This window comes from Sorangium sp. So ce363, assembly GCF_051520435.1.
Classification (GTDB): Bacteria; Myxococcota_A; Polyangia; order Polyangiales; family Polyangiaceae; genus Sorangium; species Sorangium cellulosum_B.
The window spans coordinates 12329441-12347197 of sequence record NZ_CP150333.1; the positions used below are offsets into that span (position 1 = coordinate 12329441).

At 71.9% G+C, this 17757-nt stretch carries 9 protein-coding genes; 4 read left to right on the forward strand and 5 right to left on the reverse strand.

Annotation, left to right across the window (positions count from 1 at the left end):
- Positions 1–436 precede the first annotated feature (436 nt).
- Together WMF12_RS46400 and WMF12_RS46405 are read left to right on the forward strand one after the other, a co-directional pair.
- Positions 437–2314: a sigma 54-interacting transcriptional regulator gene (locus WMF12_RS46400; protein WP_437855563.1), complete on the forward strand. Its 1878-nt coding sequence runs from the start codon at positions 437–439 to the stop codon at positions 2312–2314.
- A gap of 77 nt (positions 2315–2391) precedes the next feature.
- On the forward strand, positions 2392–4344 hold the full coding sequence (locus tag WMF12_RS46405) for a protein kinase domain-containing protein (protein WP_437855568.1): 1953 nt from the start codon (positions 2392–2394) through the stop codon (positions 4342–4344).
- Positions 4345–4372: 28 nt separating this feature from the next.
- On the opposite strand, the gene WMF12_RS46410 is transcribed toward WMF12_RS46405, so the two are convergent.
- On the reverse strand, positions 4373–7006 hold the full coding sequence (locus WMF12_RS46410) for a hypothetical protein (protein ID WP_437855574.1): 2634 nt from the start codon (positions 7004–7006) through the stop codon (positions 4373–4375).
- A 241-nt stretch (positions 7007–7247) separates the two neighbouring features.
- Between WMF12_RS46410 and WMF12_RS46415 the strand changes: the two genes are divergently transcribed.
- Positions 7248–12596, forward strand: coding sequence for an AAA family ATPase (locus WMF12_RS46415; protein WP_437855585.1), 5349 nt, complete (start codon positions 7248–7250; stop codon positions 12594–12596).
- 175 nt (positions 12597–12771) lie between these two features.
- On the opposite strand, the gene WMF12_RS46420 is transcribed toward WMF12_RS46415, so the two are convergent.
- The 4 genes from WMF12_RS46420 to WMF12_RS46435 form a co-directional block, all read right to left on the reverse strand.
- Positions 12772–13221, reverse strand: coding sequence for a hypothetical protein (locus tag WMF12_RS46420; protein WP_437855589.1), 450 nt, complete (start codon positions 13219–13221; stop codon positions 12772–12774).
- 120 nt (positions 13222–13341) lie between these two features.
- Entirely contained in the window at positions 13342–14436 is a 1095-nt protein-coding gene (locus WMF12_RS46425) for a hypothetical protein (protein ID WP_437855592.1), read from the reverse strand.
- A gap of 244 nt (positions 14437–14680) precedes the next feature.
- Complete coding sequence (locus WMF12_RS46430) at positions 14681–15715, reverse strand: tetratricopeptide repeat protein (protein WP_437855595.1); 1035 nt, start codon at positions 15713–15715, stop codon at positions 14681–14683.
- Complete coding sequence (locus tag WMF12_RS46435; RefSeq protein WP_437855598.1) at positions 15712–16887, reverse strand: hypothetical protein; 1176 nt, start codon at positions 16885–16887, stop codon at positions 15712–15714. Before WMF12_RS46435 ends, WMF12_RS46430 begins: the two co-directional genes overlap by 4 nt.
- A gap of 186 nt (positions 16888–17073) precedes the next feature.
- Here WMF12_RS46435 and WMF12_RS46440 point away from each other — a divergent pair, with 186 nt between their 5' ends.
- Positions 17074–17742: a hypothetical protein gene (locus tag WMF12_RS46440; RefSeq protein WP_044967360.1), complete on the forward strand. Its 669-nt coding sequence runs from the start codon at positions 17074–17076 to the stop codon at positions 17740–17742.
- The last annotated feature ends 15 nt before the right edge of the window (positions 17743–17757 follow it).

Here is a 17757-nt window from a genome sequence, read left to right on the forward strand (position 1 = left end):
GCGGGCAGAACGCGAGCGGCGCCCGCGCGTTTCCGGGGGCGCGGCGCGCCCGCCGACGGCCGCCTCGGCAAGACCTTGCCCGCGAGAGATCGCCGTCGCGAGTTGCCCGGCAAGAGGTTGCCGGCAAGGATGGGCCGAACGTAACAGCGGTGTCCTTCCGGCGATCGCTGCCTTCGTCCAGATCGTGGCTCCGGCCGGCACATGAGCCGGCCAGAGCCCTCGGCCCCTGGCCCACCGTGCATGACCGGGCGCGCCGGGCGCGCCGGGCGCGTCGGCGAATGCTTGCGCGCAATGGACGTGGAAATGGATCGACCGCCTGCGTCGACCTGGCGGCACCAACAGCAGCGGCGCGGCGGAGACTCATGCGCGGCGAGGTCCGTGGTGGCGCTTGGACCTCCCGGAGGAGCCTGATATAGAGACCAGCGAGGCGGAGTGCATGCGGACAGGCAAGTCGGTGCAGGACGACGCGGCGAAGACCTGGACCTTGGAGGGGAGGTCGATCTCTGCCATTCAGCAGACCGCGGCGCTGGGCATCGCGCTCGTCTGGCAATACGCCGGAAAGACGGAGAGACGTTTGCTCTCGCCCGACACGCCGCTTGTCGTGGGGCGCGCCGCGCCTGCCGCGCTCTGCATCGACGATCGTACCCTGTCGCGGGAGCACGCCCGCTTCCTCCTCTCGCGCGGGCGGGTGTGGGTCGATGACCTGGGATCCAAGAACGGCACGTTCCTCGACGGCCGCCGCGTCTCCCGCGCCGGGATCGCGGTAGGGGATGAGGTCGTGCTCGGCAGCGTCGCGCTGCGGGTGCAGGCGTTCGGCGCCGGGGGCGAGTCCCTCGATCTCGAGGGAGAGGAGAAGCTCTTGCGCCGCGTGGAGGACGAGCTCACGCGCGCCCGGCATTTTCGCCGCCCCTTCGCCCTGCTCCACGTGCGCATGAGCGCGGCGGTGACGGCGGAGGGCTGGATCAACGCCGTGCGCGCCTGCCTTCAGCCCGTGCATCGCGTGGCGCTCTACGGCACCTGCGCCGCCCAGGTGCTGCTGCCCGAGGCCGGCGCCGAGGAGGCGAGCCGCACCGCGCAGGCCATCGCGGCCTCCTTCGTGGGCAGCGACGCCCGGCTCCTCGTCGGCCTCGCCCTCTACCCGGACGCCGGCAGCACCGCGGACGAGGTCTTCGCGGCCGCCCGCGAGGCGGCCCGCCACGCCTCGCCCGAGCGCCCGGTGGCGTGCGGCCCCGCCGCGACCTCGGTGCTCGCGCGCGAGGAGCCGGAGGAAGGGGGGATCATCGCCGGCCAGCAGATGCGCGAGGTGATCGAGACGGTGAGGCGCGTGGGCGCCTCGCGCATCCCGGTCATCCTTCACGGCGAGACGGGGACCGGCAAGGAGGTCGTCGCGCGGATGATCCACGAGGGCGGCCCGCGCAAGGGGCGGCGCGTGGTGCGCGTCAACTGCGGCGCGATCCCGAAGGACCTCGTGGAGAGCACCCTGTTCGGCCACGAGCGCGGGGCGTTCACGGGCGCGCTGCAGCAGCAGAAGGGCGTGTTCGAGGAGGCCGACGGCGGCACGGTGTTCCTGGACGAGATCGGCGAGCTGCCGCCGCCGGCCCAGGCCGCGCTGCTCCGCGTGCTCGAGTCGGGGTCGTTCAGCCGCGTCGGCTCGAGCCGCGAGATCGAGGTCGACGTGCGCGTCGTCGCGGCGACGCACCGGGATCTCGAGGCGATGGCCGCGTCGGGCGCGTTCCGGGCCGACCTGTATTATCGGCTCGGCGGCGTCGTGATCGACATCCCGCCGCTGCGCGCTCGAACGGACGAGATCGAGCCGCTCGCGCGGCATTTCTTGCGCGCGGCCAGCGCGGCCAACGGGCGCCATGTCGAGGGCATCACCCCCGAGGCGCTCGCCCTGCTCTGCGCGTACGCGTGGCCTGGCAACGTGCGCGAGCTGCGCAACGTGATCGAGCGCGCGGTGGTGGTGACGCCCGGCGCGCTCGTCGGCCTCGAGGATCTGCCCCCGAGGGTGCGCGCGGCGGCGGCGCGCGGCGAGTCGGAGCGCCCCGCGGACCGGGGGACGGACGCGGAGCTCGGCCGCGCTCCGCCGGACGTGGCCGTGTTCTGCCCCACGCCGTCCGCCCCGAAGGAGGCGCCCCCCGAGGGCGGGCAGGTCCGGGGGAAGGTGCAGCAGTACGAGGCCAAGCTGCTCCAGGACATGCTCGAAACCGCGGGCTGGAACCGGACCGAGGCCGCGCGCCGGCTGGGGATCCCGGTGCGCACGCTGTCCTACCGCATGAAGGTCCTCGGGGTGAAGCGGCCGTCTCCTCGATGATGCGCAGCCGTCGTCGACGAGCGCCCGCGTCTCGAACCTGAGCAAGCGCGCTGGGAGCTCGCTACACTGCGCTGACCATGCTGAATCGCACGATCGCGCGGAAGTACGCGCTGAGACGAGAGATCGGACGCGGCGGGATGGGCGTCATCTGGGAGGCGTTCGATCAGGTGCTCCGGCGCCCCGTGGCGCTCAAGGTGATGACGCCCGAGCATGTCAGCTCGGACTCGGCGCGACGCCGATTCGAGCGAGAGGCGATGGCGATCGCGCGGCTCCAGAACGAGCACATCATCCAGATACACGACTACGGCATCGACGAAGATTGCCCGTACATCGTCATGGAGCTGCTCGAAGGGGAGGACCTCGAGGCCAGGCTCACCCGGGAGCGGCAGCTCTCGCCGTCGGCGACGCTCGCCCTGCTCCGGCAGATCGCCATTGGCCTGCAGGTGGCGAGCTCCGCGGGGATCATCCACCGCGATCTCAAGCCGGCGAACGTCTTCCTGGCGCGGAAGGAGCCAGGCGAGTGCGTGAAGCTCCTCGATTTCGGCGTGGTGTGGACGGTCTTCGAGTCGGACGAGGAACAGCAGGGCTCGTTCGGCAGGGTCGTCGGCACGCCGTCGTACATAAGCCCCGAGCAGGTGCGCGCCGTCGTGCCGGATCACCTGAGCGATCTCTGGTCGCTCGGCGTCATCACCTACAGGGCCCTCACGGGCCGGCTCCCCTTCGCGGCGAGCGGGATCGGGGAGCTGCTCATCAGCATCTGTACCGATCCGTTCCCGGCGCCGTCGAGCCTCGTGCCCGGCCTGCTGCCCGGCTTCGACCGCTTCTTCGAGCGCGCGCTGGCGAAGGACCCGGCGCAGCGGTTCCAGTCCGCAGCCGATTTCGTGGCGGCGTTCGCGGCGGTGATCGATGCCAGCGGGGGCCCCGCCAAGATCCTCATCGCCGACGATGAGCCCGACGTGGCGCTCATGATGAAGCTGCTCTTCCGGCAGAAGATCCGCGACCGGGTCTACGAGTTCATCTTCGCTGACAACGGCGAGAACGCCCTCGACGAGCTCCGGCGCCACCCCGACATCGACGTCGTCGTCACCGATATCAACATGCCTGTGATGGATGGCCTCACGTTCCTCGGACGCGTCCCCGAGGTGAGCCCCTTTGCGAGGACGGTGATGATGTCCGCCTACGGCGACATGGGGAACATCCGGAGCGCGATGAACCAGGGCGCGTTCGATTTCCTGCTCAAGCCGATCCAGCGCGGCGATCTCGAGGCGACCATCGACAAGACCATCAAGCACGTCGCGGAGCTGCGGAGGAACGCCCGCTCGGACGAGGAGAACAAGATCCTCCGGCAGTTCACGAGCGCGGCGTTGATCGAGCGGATCCGGGAGATGGGCCCCGCGATCGCGCTCGCGAGCGAGGCGGTCATGGCCACGGTGGCGTTCATCGACATCTTCCAGTTCACGCCCGTGACCAGGGAGAGGCTGCCCGGCGAGGCCATGAGGCTGCTCAGGGCCAACTTCGAGGTGATCGTCCCGGAGCTCGTCGCCAAGGGGGGGGTCGTCGACAAGTTCCTCGGCGACGCGGTGATGACGGTGTTCCAGGGGCCGGATCACCTGTCGCGGGCGCTCAGCGCGTGCGTGGCCGTCCGCGCGCAGATGGCGGCGGTGGCGCGCCGCGCCGGCGAGGGCTCGCCGTATACGCAGGGGATCTGCATCGGGCTCTCCACGGGGCAGGTCCTCTCCGGCAGCGTCGGATCTCAGGCGTACGGCCGGCTCGACTACACCGTGCTCGGCGAGGTGGTCAACGCCGCCGCGCACCTCGCCAGGGCGTCGCGGCCCGGGGAGATCCTCGTCGAAGCGACGGTCCGCGAGGCCGCGCAGCAGCTCTTCGATTTCGAAGAGGTCGGCGCGAGGAGCCTGCTGCCGGGGGCCTCTCCCGTGAGCGTCTTCAACCTGGTCAAGCGCGTTCCGGTCGACGTCATCGCAGGGTGCGAGCCGACCGTCGGAGTCCACTCGACGACCACCATGCGATGAGGTCGCGAAGGCGCTGGCTCGAAGCGCCTCAGCGCGCCGCGAGGCGGTGGCGGCCCTGGGGCACGCTCGTCGAGGCCGTGCCGCTGGCAGCGTCGTAGCGCGTCGGCGCGGGCTTGCCGTCGAGGGTGAGCTGCGCGTCCTTCTGGGAGACGGCGATGCCGACCTGCGCCGCGCTCGAGAGCACCAGCTCCGCGGCGACGCCGGCGCCCTCGGGCCGGAGCGACGCAGACACGGGCGACGTGGCGAGCAGCAGGGCGCGGCCGCCGACGCTCAGCGAGGTGCCGGCGTCGACCTGGGCGCGCTCGAGCGCCCTGTGGCGCAGGAGCAGCAGCGCGCTGCGACCCTGCAGCTTCGCGGAGGGCACGCGCGGACCGTCGCCGACCTCCACCGGCTGCGCGCCGTCGGAGACCAGCGCGAGATCCTGCGTGTCTTGCTCCGCGATGGAGACCAGCGCGGCCGAGCCGCTCCCGCCGCTCACCTTGAGCGCCTCGACCGCCGGCTTCGGCTCGCCCGCGGTGAGGTCGCGCGGGTAGAGCACGGTCAGCCATTGCGTGCTGGAGGCGATGTAGCGCGCCACCGAGAACGGGTGCCGGAAGGTCATGTTCGGGAAGAAGTTGGTGAAGCCGCTTCGATCGACCGAGAAGGCGTCAGGTCGGGGGACGTAGACCACGTCGAGCTCGAGCTCGCGCTTGCCGTCGTCGGTCCGCGTTGCCCACACCAGCCGGCCCGCCGTGGGAGCGGACGGAGCGCGGCCGGCAGCGTCCGGCGGGATCGGCGCGCTCGGGGCGAGCCCGGTCGCTGCCTCCGCCGCCAGGTCGCTGGCCATCCGGACCTCGCCGCAGACGTCGCCGCAGTCCACCTGGGTGCTGGACGAGGTGGGCCTCGCGGTGGCGTAGTCGGTGCAGATGGCGGGCGCGCCCGGCCGGCAGCCCAGCCAACCGCTGTAATGGAGGTGGGTGTCGTAATAGTGGAGCATCGGTTGGGCCGAGCCGACGCCCGAGGAGATCATGTGATCGAAGACGACCACGTAGCTCCTCCGCGCGAGCGCCGCCGTCCGCCGCGTGGACACGTCGGGCACGTTGACGTAGTCGTCGATCGTGACCGTCGAGGAGTCGAGCTCCCCGGTCAGGAACGAGGCCCGCAGGATCGCCGGATCGTCCACGGGCCGGGTCAGATCGCTGAAGACACCGAGCTGGCGCCACGCGGGCGTCTGGTAAGTGTCCCGGATCCCCTTGAAGCTGTCGACGGTGACCAGGTTGTGCGACTCCGGGCTGAAGTTGACCCAGTAGAACAGCGAGGTGTGGGAGCTGCCCGCGGGATCGTAGTTGCGGCCGTCGCCCGGATCGATGATCAGGTATTGCCCCTTCGCGTGCAGGAGGAAGCTCGTCTGGTCGGGCTGGCTGTGCGAGGACGGCCGGTACTCGTGCTCGGTGGTCATCAGCAGGTGAACCGCGTCCGCGCTCCAGCCGGAGCGCAGCGAGGTCATGTCCGAGGTGACGATCGAGGTGTACGAGGGCTCCTGGCCCCCGGCGGCGGCCTTGGCGATGTCGGGATCGGTATAGAGGATGCTGTAGACCGGGTTGTTGACGGCGGCCTTGCCCTTCGCGCTGAGCCAGCCATAGAAGCCCTTCGCGTCGCGGCGCCCCTCTTTCTCGCTGAGCATGCTGGCGGCGATGCTGCTCAGCTGCAGGGGCTCGCGCCATCCGGTCTCGATGGTGGCCGCGTTGCCGTCCGGCATGGAGAGGGCGGCCCCGTAGCGGAGCATGCGGGCGATGCGGGTGTCATTGCCCCAGGCAGCGGGCGTGTTCACCGCGTTGATGTAATCCCGGCCGTCGTGCGCCCCCCCGGAGAGCCGCTTCATGGCCTGGAGGTAGGGCAGCATCACCGAGAACACGTCGTCCTGGTAGCTCGGGCCCTCGACGTAGGTGCCGTCCTGGGTGAGGCAGGCTTGCACGTAAGGGCCGTAGGAGCGGAGGGCGAAGAGCGACTCCAGCGGCGCGTCGCCGAAGAGATCGCGCTCGACGGTGCAGGCGTGATCGTGCTCGCCCAGGGTGTAGCTCAGCGTGGCCGCGCCGCTGCCCACGCGATAGCGGAAGTTGGTGACGTACGTTGTGTTGAACTCTTCGTACACATCCATCGTCTTCCCGAGCGCGTCCTCGAGCTTGTCGCGGATGGCCGCGTCGTCGTCCGCGCTCAGCGCCGGCTGCACGAGGTCGTAGGTGTAGGCGTAGTTGAGCAGGGTTCCGCCCCAGTACCAGGCGCCAGGCGTCTGGTTCCAGCCGGTGGCGGTGTCGCCCGCCTTCAGCAGCGCGTCGCGCGCCGCCTTCAACGCGTCGCCGCGCTGCTCGATCACCCAGGAGAGGGCCCCGTACAGCGCGCAGTTGGAGAGCTGGAATTCTTTGACGTCCGTATTCGTGGAGGGGGCCCCGCACGGGTGGCCCTGCCCCGGCGGGCCGCGGCGGACATCGTCCATCCAGGTCTTGTAAGGGTCCTGGGTGACCCGCTGGCGCAGGGCGGGGATCTCCTGGCGATCGAAGGCGATGAACGGGTGCTTCCGCTCGTGGATCTGGACAGGGGCGCACGGGGGCGGCTTGGAACAACCTCCGAGGCCCACCAGCAGGATCCACGGCGCGAGGACCTTTCCCCCCATTGAGCGGAGCATCAGGGGTCTTGTTATCAGCACCGCAATGCGGGCGTCAATGTGGGCCGCCTCGCGGCCACCTCCGGCGGGAGGAGGCGCCGCGCGCGCGTTCGGTCAAAGGAGCGTCGAAGGCGCGTCGAAGGAGCGCCGGCCCGGCGGGGACATGGATTTGTCCCGCGGACCGTGGTCCAATCCGCTCCCATGAGCGCCGCCCTCCGCCACTCGCCCCGCTGCCCCGCGGCGCTTCGAGGCTAGATCCAGCATGGTCCTGCCCGGGTACGAGATACAGGCTCAGGTCTACGACAGCACCAACACCCGCGTCTGCCGCGCCCTGCGCAAGGCGGACGGGGAGCCGCTCATCCTCAAGATCCTGAAGCCGCTCCGCCCGTCTCCCGAGCGGCTCGCCTGGTTCCAGCGCGAATACGATATGCAGCGCGGGATCGAGCTGCCCTGCGTCCCCCGGGCCTATGGCCTCGGGCTCGAGCTGCAGGGCTGGACCATGGCTATCGAGGACTTCGGCGGGGAGTCGCTGGACAGGCTGCTGCGCCGGGGGACGCCGCCGCTCGCCGAGGCGCTGGACATCGCCGTCCGTGTCGTGGACGCGCTCGGGCAGCTCCACGAGCAGCGCATCATCCACAAGGACATCAACCCCTCGAACATCGTCTGGAGCGCGGAGCGGGAGCGGCTCGCCATCATCGACTTTGGCATCTCCACCGTGCTCTCGCGGGAGAACCCCGTCCTCAAGAGCCCGGACGTGCTCGACGGGACGCTCATGTACATCGCCCCCGAGCAGACCGGCCGGACCAACCGGGCGATCGATTACCGCACCGACTTCTACTCGCTCGGCGTCACCCTCTACGAGCTCTTCACCGGGGCGCTCCCCTTCCCGGCGCAGGACGCGATGGAGCTCGTGCACTGCCACCTGGCGAGGCTCCCGGCGCCGCCTCACGCGCGGGCGAAAGGCGTGCCGAGGGCGGTGTCGGACGTCGTGATGCGGCTCCTGGAGAAGGCGCCCGAGGCGAGATACCAGAGCACGTATGGCATCAAGGCGGATCTCGCGGCGTGCATCGCGGCGCTCCGCGAGACGGGCGCGGTGGGGGCGATCGACCTCGGGGCGCGCGACGTGCCGGAGCGGTTCCAGATCCCCCAGCGGCTCTACGGCAGGGAGCGCGAGGTGGAGGCGCTGCTCTCGACCTTCGAGCGGGTCGCGCAGGGCGCGCGGAGCGCCGTCGAGGGGGCGCGCGGGGCGGCCGAGCTGCTCCTCGTGACCGGCTCCTCGGGCATCGGCAAGAGCGCGCTCGTGCGCGAGCTGTACGAGCCGATCACGCGGCGGCGGGGGTACTTCATCGGCGGGAAATACGACCAGCTCCAGCGGGCGACGCCCTACGCGGCCGTGGTGGCGGCGTTCCGGTCGCTGGTGCGGCAGATCCTCGGGGAGAGCCAGGCGCGGCTCGCGGGGTGGCAGGAGGCGCTGCGCGGCGCGCTCGGCCAGAACGGGCAGGTCATCCTCGACGTGATCCCCGAGGTGGAGGCGATCCTCGGGCCTCAGCCGCCGGTGCCCGAGCTCGGGCCGACGGAGACGCAGAACCGCTTCAACCTGGTGCTCGAGCGCTTCCTGCGCGTCTTCGCGAAGCGGGAGCACCCGCTCGTGATCTTCCTCGACGACCTGCAATGGGCCGACGCGGCCAGCCTGCGGCTGCTCGAGCGGGTGCTCGGGGAGGAGCGACTGGCGCACCTCTTCCTGATCGGGGCCTACAGGGACAACGAGGTCGGGCCGGCTCACCCGCTCACGATGACGCTCGCGGCCATCCGCGCGTACGGGACGGCGGTGCGCGAGATCCACCTCGGGCCGCTCGCGCGCGAGCACGTGGAGGAGCTGCTCGGCCAGGCCATGCACGCGGAGCCGGAGCGGGTCCGCCCGCTGGCGGAGCTCATCGTGCGCAAGACCGAGGGCAACCCGCTGTTCGTGAGCGAGCTGCTGAAGGCGGTGCACAAGGAAGGCTTCATCGCCTTCGACCGGCAGCGGGGGCGGTGGCAATGGGACCTCGGCCGGATCGAGGCGAAGGGCGTCACCGACGGCATCATCGATCTCATGATCGGCAAGATCCGCAGCCTGCCGGCCGCGACCCAGCAGGCGCTCAGCCTCGGCGCCTGCATGGGCAGCGAGATCGACGGGCGCGCGCTCTCGCTGGTGGCGGGCAGGTCCGAGGAGGCGCTGTCCCAGGCGCTGTTCGCGGCGGCGCTGGAGGGGCTCCTGCTCCCGGCCTCCGAGCTCGAGGTGGTCCAGGACTCGACAAATCCCTCGCTGCTCGTGCGGCATTACCGGTTCTTGCACGACCGGGTGCAGCAGGCGGCGTATGCGCTCGTCGAGGAGGCGGAGCGGCCCGCGGTGCACCTCAGGATCGGGCGGCTGCTCCTCTCGAAGATCAGCGGGCCGGAGCGGGCCGAGCGGATCTTCCAGCTCGCGACGCACCTGAACCAGGGGCGGGGCCTCGTCACGGATCCGGTCGAGCGGCTCGAGATCGCCCGGCTGAACCTGGAGGCCGGGAAGCGGGCGAAGAGCTCCACCGCCTATGCCGCGGCGCGGGAGTACCTCGCCGTGGGGCTCGCGCTCCTGCCCGAGGGCTCCTGGGGAGAGCACCACGATCTCACCGCGGATCTCCACCGCGCGCTCGCGGAGGCCGAGGGGCTCAACGGCAACCACGCGCGCGCCGAGACGCTCGCCCGGGCGCTGCTCGATCACGCGCGGACGCCGCTCGAGCAGGCCAGCGTCTACGACGCGCTGGTCAGCCATTGCACCATGGTCGGGCGGTACGCGGAGGCCATCGACGTGGCCCGGCGCGGGCTCGCCCTGCTCGGCATCGACCTGCCCGAGCGGGATCTCGGCGCGGCGCTCGAGGCGGAGCTCGCGGACGTCGACCGCCGGCTCGGCGATCGCCCCCTCGAGTCGCTGCTGGAGGCGCCCGCCGTGGAGGACCCCGCCGGCAAGGCCGCGCTCAAGCTGCTCTCGAACGTGCTCTCGGCGACGTTCTACGTGGACCGGCAGCTCTACGCGTTCACCGTCACGAAGTCGGTCGGCCTGAGCCTCCAGTACGGGCTCGCCCCCGGCGCCTGCTCGATCTTCGCGTTCTACGGGATCGTGCTCTCGGGGTTCCGGGGCCAGCAGCTCGCGGGCTACGAGATGGGGGTGCTCGCGGTGCGGCTCGGCGAGCGGTTCAACAGCCCCGGCGACGTCTGCAACAGCTGCTTCGCCCTCGGCAATTTCCTTCTACCGTGGGTGAAGCACCTGCCGGCGGCCCAGGCGGTCAACGACGCTGGGTACAAGGCGGGGCTCGAGGCCGGGGAGCTGCGGTACGCGGGTTATATCCTCATCTACAAGCTGTTCAACCAGCTGTACGAGGGCAGGCCCCTCGCCCAGGTGCTCGCGGATCTGCCGGAGTTTTTGCACTTCAACCAGAAGAGCAAGAACCAGATCGCGATCGACATCATCCGCGGGCTGGAGCTCGCGCTCGCGGACCTCTCGGACAGGGCCGGGGGCGCCGCGCCGGATCCCGCCGCCGAGGCCGACTACCTGGCCGCATGCGAGGCGAACCAGAGCGTGATGGCGCTCTGTTATCATCACATCCTGAAGACGCAGACGCTGTACCTGCACGGCGATCTGGCGGGGGCGCGCGCCGCGGCGACGAGGGCCGAGGCGCTCATCTCGGCCGTCACCGGCAACGTGGCGTCGGCGGAGCACCAGTTTCATCATGCGCTGTGCCTCGCGGCGCTGGCCGACGGCGCCGGGGCGGACGAGCGGCGGGCCTTCCAGGAGGCCGCCGCGGCGAGGCGGGATCAACTGGGGCGCTGGGCGGAGGTCTGCCCGGAGACGTTCTCGCACATGCACGCGCTGGTCGGGGCCGAGCTCGGGCGGCTCGCGGGCGAGACCGGGGAGGCCATCGAGCTGTACGAGCGCGCCATCACCGCGGCGAGGGCGCACGGGTTCCTCCAGGACGAGGCGCTCGCGAGCGAGCTCTACGGCAGGTTCTGGCTCCGGCGCGGGAAGGAGCGGCTCGGCAGGGATTACCTTGCCGACGCGCGTTATGGCTTCGAGCTCTGGGGCGCGCGGCGCAAGGTGGCGCTGCTCGACGCGGAGCTCAACCCGCCGCAGCCGCTGGCCGAGGCGCCCCTCGATCGGACGACGCTCACCACCACGAGCACCCGGCAGCAGACGTCGCGGGTGCTCGATCTGGGCAGCGTGCTCAAGGCGTCGCAGGCGATCGCCAGCGAGCTCGTGCTCGAGCGGCTGCTCACCAAGCTGATGACCATCGTCATCGAGAACGCGGGGGCCGAGCGCGGCGTCTTGCTGCTCGCGCAGGGCGAGGAGCTCATCCCCAGCGTGGAGGCGCGCGTGGATCCGGCCGACCCGCGGGCCGCCCCTGCGGTCACGGAGCTGGATCTGGTGTCGTCCGTGGAGGGGGGGCAGTTCGCGGAGAGCATCGCGGTCTACGTGGAGCGGACCCGCGAGAGCGTGCTGCTCGGCGACGCGGCGCACGAGGGCGATTTCACCCAGAGCCCCTACATCACCCGGAACCAGACGCGGTCGGTCCTGTGCATGCCGCTCCTCAACCAGGGCAAGCTCATCGGCGTGCTCTATCTCGAGAACAACCTGGCCACGGGCGCGTTCACGCAGGAGCGGCTGGAGGTCTTGCGGCTGCTCTCGGCCCAGATGGCCGTGTCCATCGAGAACGCGGTGCTCTACGGGCAGCTCGAGCAGCGGGTCGGGGAGCGGACGGCGGAGCTGCGGAAGAAGAACGCCGACCTCGAGGAGGCGCTGCATCACCTCAAGGCGACGCAGTTCCAGCTCGTGCAATCGGAGAAGATGGCCTCGCTCGGGCAGCTCACCGCGGGCATCGCGCACGAGATCAAGAACCCGCTCAACTTCATCAACAACTTCGCCGAGGCGAACGTCGATATCGCCGCCGAGATCCTGGACGGGCTCGCGTCGAACCGGGATCTCCGGGTCGCCGAGATCGAGGATCTGGTGGTGAGCCTGAAGCAGAGCGCCGAGAAGATCGCCGAGAACGGGCGGCGCACCGACGGGATCGTGCGGGGGATGATGCAGCACGCGAGCGGCGGCACGGGGGAGCGCCAGAGCGTCGGGCTGAACGGGCTGCTCGATCAGTACGTGAGCCTCGCTTACCACGGGATGCGGGCGCAGAAGCTCGATCTGAACGTGATCATCGAGCGCGATTACGACGGGACGGTGGGCGCGATCGAGCTGGTGCCGCAGGAGATCGGGCGGGTGTTCGTGAACCTCCTGACGAACGCCTTCCACGCGCTGCGAGAGAAGCAGCGCTCGGCGGCCGGGCCGTACGTGCCGACGCTGATGGTGAGCACGCGGCGGCTCGGGCGCGAGGTCGAGATCCGGGTGCGCGACAACGGGGTCGGCGTCCCCGAGGCGCTGCGGGACAAGATCTTCCACCCGTTCTTCACGACGAAGCCCACGGGCCAGGGCACGGGGCTCGGGCTGTCGCTGAGCTACGACATCGTCCAGGCCCACCGGGGCACGATCCGGGTCGATGGAAAGGAAGGCGAGGGCGCGACGTTCATCGTCGCGTTGCCCGGCTGAGACCGGGGCTCTCTAGAGCGGCGGTCACCCGCTTCGGATACGGGCCCATCTCGACGTTTTCGGTGCTCAGCGCACTGGAGTGCGCTTCCGCGCCGAAAACGCCGATCTGGACCCGTCTCCTGTGCGGGTGACCGCCGCTCTGCGACGCTCGTACCAGGCTCAGCTGAAAACCGCTCTATTGCGGGGCGGATCCCTGGGGCCAGCGCCGCGCGAAGACGTTGTTGTCCCAGGCGACCGCGATCTCCGTGCCGTTGAGCTTCATCCCTATCGCCTCGTAGATGAGCCGCGTCCCCGGGACATAGCCGAGCTCCTGGAGCGCCTCCGGGACCGGCTCGAGGTCCCAGCGGACCAGGTAGACGCCCTGCGTGCCGAGCCGCTGAGCGATCATGCGGCCTCGGGCGAACGTGGTCCCGTCGGGGCGCAGGGTGGTGACCGAGTACTCGCCCGCGAAATCTCCCGGCGGGCCGCTGATTTTGACTCCGGTCTCGCGCGCGAGCTCACCCTCGTAGAGGGCGAGGGCGAAGGTGCCGTCGACATCACCCGTCTGGAGATCGAGGCGGAAGACGATGACGCCGCAGCTCGTCGGCGCCGGCTGCTGCGGATCGGAGATCTGAACGATCGGCATGGGGGCTCCTTACCCTGATCCAGCGTGCGCGGGGTACACTGCTGAGCTCGGAGGCGCAGGATCGGGGCTCGCGTGTGAGGCAGCCCTCGAGATCCAGTCTGAACGGCACCGCGCAGCGGACTACGCCGGCCGCAGGATCTGCCGTACCGAGTCCACGTCCGTGACCCGGTGCAGCACCGGCTGGAGCCCGGCGCCCGGGGCCTCACCGAAGGCGCCGCTCGCGGCGACGGCGCGGGCGCGCGGGCCGTCGAGCACGAGGAACACGTCCCTCAGGCCCCCGGCGCCCGGCGCGTCGATCACGTCGACGATGCGCGAGCGATCGAGGTGCAGCTCCTCGTCGCCCCGCTGGATGAGCACGCGCCGGTCGGTGATGAGGTACCGCGTCCGCGCCGAGAGCCGCGCGGGGCGCACCACCGACATGTAGAGCATCGCCGCGCCCGCGGCGACGAGCAGCACGATCGTGAGCGAGAGGGACGCGACGAGCGCCACGAAGGAGACGCTCTCCGGATCCATGCCCGCCGCGGTCACGATGCGGATGCTGCGCACGGCGTGCATCGCCGTGACCACCGCGAAGCCGCCGAGGAGCACGCCGAGCAGCACCGAGCCGACGCCGCGCAGGCCGTTCGGGAGCCACTTGTGCCAGCCGTCGGCCGGGTGCGCCGACCAGAGCACCCGCTCGCCCTCGTCGAGGCGCTGCGAGAGCAGGCGGTGACCGTCGCCCGCGGGCGCCGACGGGACCACGCCCCGGAGGATCGCCCAGACGCGATCCGGGGCCACGACCCCGGTCAGCACGATCGACAGCCGCCGCCGGAGGGCGCCGGTCGGCACCGCCCTGACGAGCTCGAGGTCGCCGACGCCGGGGTGCTTCGGGTTCCAGTGGATGCGCGCGTAGCTGATCGACCGCCGCTCGATGGAGCGCCGGAGCTTCCCGCGCTGCACGACGATGTGCCGATCGGTGAGCATGTACTCCAGCTCCGAGCGCCACCAGCGCGGCAGGTAGCTGAACGCCACCGCGAGGCTCGCCATCCAGGCCGCGAAGGCGAGCAGCTGGTTCGGCGACGCGTCGAGCGCCTTGCTCACGACGATGGCGGACGCGGTGCTGATCGCGGAGGTCACGCCGCAGACCGCCGCGCCCACGAGGTAGAGCATCGGCGTCGCGACGACCTTGGGACGTCCGGACCAGAGCACATGCTCATCGAACACCGAGTCACGCATCTCGATGGATCCTCCGTCCGGGGTGAGCTGGCCGGCGCCGCCCCCGCGCGCGAGGGCGACCACGTTAAGGTGAACCCGCCGGCCGGGGTCGTAAAGGGGGCTCTCGCCATCGCACGCTGTGCGCTGTACGACCAGAGCGCCATCGGTAACCACGCGCACGCGCGGCCGTCCTTCGCCGTGCGTCGCCGGAGCGGGCGGAAGCGGCGCGCGGCCGTCCAGACGCTGAAGCGCGCGCCGCCTCGGCTCAGCGCCGCTGTGGCGCCGCGAGCTTGCGCAGGCGCTTCAGGGTCTGTTCCGATTCCCTTTCGCACTGCGCCCGCCGCGCCTTCGCCAGCGGCAGCCAGTGATCGTTCCCCGGAGCCCGGGCGATGTAGGACTCCCACGCGGTGACGGCCTGCAGGTAGGCCTCCGCGCGCGCGGCGCCGAGCTCGGCGCTCCGCGCCGCGGCCCAGTGGCCGAGCGCCGCGTACCAGGCCTCGTCGTGGGCAGGCACGTAGAACCAGCCGGCGCCGTTGATCTGCTGATCGGCCCGGTCGTAGGTCCTCGCGAGCCGGATGTTCTCGATGCCTCCCTCCAGGTCGCCGGACCGGTCGAGCGCCACCGCGAGCCCCCAGAGCGTGGTCACGCCGTAACGGACCATATCGAGCGACCCGAGGGTCGAGAGCGAGGCGCGGTACCCCTCGACCGCCGACGTGATGTCGCCGAGGGCCATGTAGGCCTCGGCCTGGTTGGCCAGCAGCAGCGCCCGCGAGACCGCGTGCGGCTCGAGCACCAGCGCCTCGTCGTACGCCTCGATCTCGTCCGTGTACCTGCCGAGCCGCGCGTAGCAGACCGCCAGCGCGTGCCACGCGTCGGCCCGGAAAGGCGCCGGAGGCTGGAGCCGCAGGAGCCCCTCGAGCGTCGCGACGGCGCCCTGCACGTCGCCGAGGTGCTCCAGGATGTCGGCGTAGCGCAGCCGCACCGAAGGGGTGCGCGACGTCGCCGCGCCGGCGCGCTCGTACAGGGCGCGCGCCTCGCGCAGCCAGAGCGGGCCGATCTCCTCGACCCGCTCCAGGAGCGGCGAGCGCCGGAGCTGGTCGTACCGCGCGAGGAGCGCGTCTGCCTGGGAGATGAGCTCCTCTCGCTCGCCGGCCGCCGGATCGAGCGCGCGGGACCAGACGGTCGGCGCTGCGTGGAGGGGCCCCGCCGCGAGCGCGAACGCAAGGAGCGCCGCGACGCCCGGCAGGCGCGAGCGCCACGGCAGGGGCGACCGCCGGGGCGGGAGCGATGACCGCGTCACCGCGCTCCTCCCGCGCTTGGCCGCGGCGCCGCGCTCCGCTCCTGCGGGGCGCGCGGGCGCGCGGGCGCGCGCGCCCCGCCGCCGGCGCCTCGCCGGAGCGCGTCGAGGCGCGCGCGCGCCGCCGGGGCCCATGGCCCCTGGCCGCCGGCGCCCGACAGGTACGCCTCCCAGCGCGCGATCGCGGCCGCCGTCATGGCCCGCTCCAGCGCGAGCGCCTCGAGGGCGAGCCTGTCCTCCGGGACCGCGAGGTACTCGACGGTGCGCAGGCGCGCCGCCGCGCTGGCGAGGTCGTCCGCGGTCCGCTCGCGCGCGGCCGCGCCGGCGCTCCGGTCTTCCGCGCGGCCGCGCGGACCCTCCCCGCGCGGGCGCGCGGCCTCCAGCGCGGTCGCGTCGCCTTCGAGCGCGGCGTCCGCCTGGGCCTTGTCGCCGGCGCGGTCCAGCGCGAGCGCGAGCGACAGCGTGACGTCGCGGGCGAGCTGCGTCTGCGCGCGCAGGCGCGCCTCGCGCAGGTAGGCGATCGCCTCGTCGAGGTCCCCGCGGGCGGCCGCCTCTCCGTGCGCGCCGGCGGGCGGCCTCGCGCTCGCGTCGGCGACGGACGCCGCGCCCGCGGTGGCCATCGACAGGTGCGCCGCCTCGAGCAGCACGAGCGCGCGCTGGTCCGCGGTCCCGAGCAGATCGATCCGCGGGACGAGCGCGCGGTAGATCGCGATCGCCTCGCCGCGCTTGCCGGTGCGGGCGAGCGAGCGCGCGAGGTCGTGCATCGTCTGCGGATCCTCGACGCTGCGGGGATCGACGCTCCGCGCCCGCTCGAAGGCGCGCGCGGCGTCCTCGGGCGAGCCGAGCGCGAGGGCCGCGCGGGCGAGCAGGACCTGCGGCGCGGCGTGCCCCGGGAGGAGCTGGTCGGCGAGGCGCGCCGACTCGCGCGCCGCCTCGGCGTCGCCGCCGAGCTGCGCCTGGCCGCGCGCGAGCAGGTCGCAGTAGCGCGGGAGCTCAGGCGCCCGCGCGCGCTCCCAGACCGTGGGCCCCCGCGCGATGGCCCGGCCGGATCGCGCCGAGCACTCGGGCGGACGCCCCGCGGCCGCCGCGGCGGCGACCAGATCGCCAGCCTGTCCGGCGTGCGCGGCGAGCGGGAGGACGAGCAGGGCCGTGAGCAGAAGCGGGCCGAGGTGCACGGCGAGAGTGTACCAGGGAGGCGCGCTGGAGGCTCACGCCGGGGCCGACGGCGCAGGGCTGCGATCCGGTTGATCGGGTGGGCGTTGGTCCGTTATGGTGCCCGAGGTGACAGCGTCGACGGGGGGCGTTCGCGGGTCGTGTTTCGCTGGACTCCGCAGCCTTGGAGCCTGAGGAGGATCGACATCATGGGCGAGGTGATTCGCAAGGATGCGCCAGCGGACGACATCATCGGTGACGTGCGCGCGACGCTCCACAGCGCTTCCGCGAAGGGCGGGCCCCTCCGGGAGCTCGCCGAGCAGCGGCTCGTGCCCGTGCTGACGCTCTTCGACGGGGTGGAGGCCCAGCGCAACGCCGCGCGCTCCGAGGCGGAGCCGCTGCTCGCCAAGGTCGAGGCGGAGTCCGCGCGCGCCGACGACGCGCTCGGCAAGGTCGCCGACGACGTCTGGAACGCCGTGGGGCGCCCCTCCGCGGATCCTGCGCTGTCGATCCTGTTCCCGGGCGGCGTGGCCTACTTCGCCGACGACGAGGACGGCGATCTCACGGGGCAGCCGGATCGGCTGGAGGTGCTCGCGCAGCTGCTCGGCTCGGGGATCCACCCGAAGCTCAGCCTGGACAAGGCGCAGGCCGCGGCGGCCGAGGTGAAGTCGGCGGCGGCGGCGGTGCGCTCGACGGTCGAGGCGACCCGGCTGCCGCTGGAGCGGCTGAGCGTGCTCGACCGCATCCGCGCCTCGGTGGCGAAGAGCGCGCACATCGAGCTGGTGCACCTGAAGCGTCTCTACAGGGCGGCTGGCTTCAGCGAGGCGGAGATCCACGCGGTCATCCCGGATCGCGGCCGGGCACGGCGCCGCCTGTAGCGCGCCGCGCCCCTC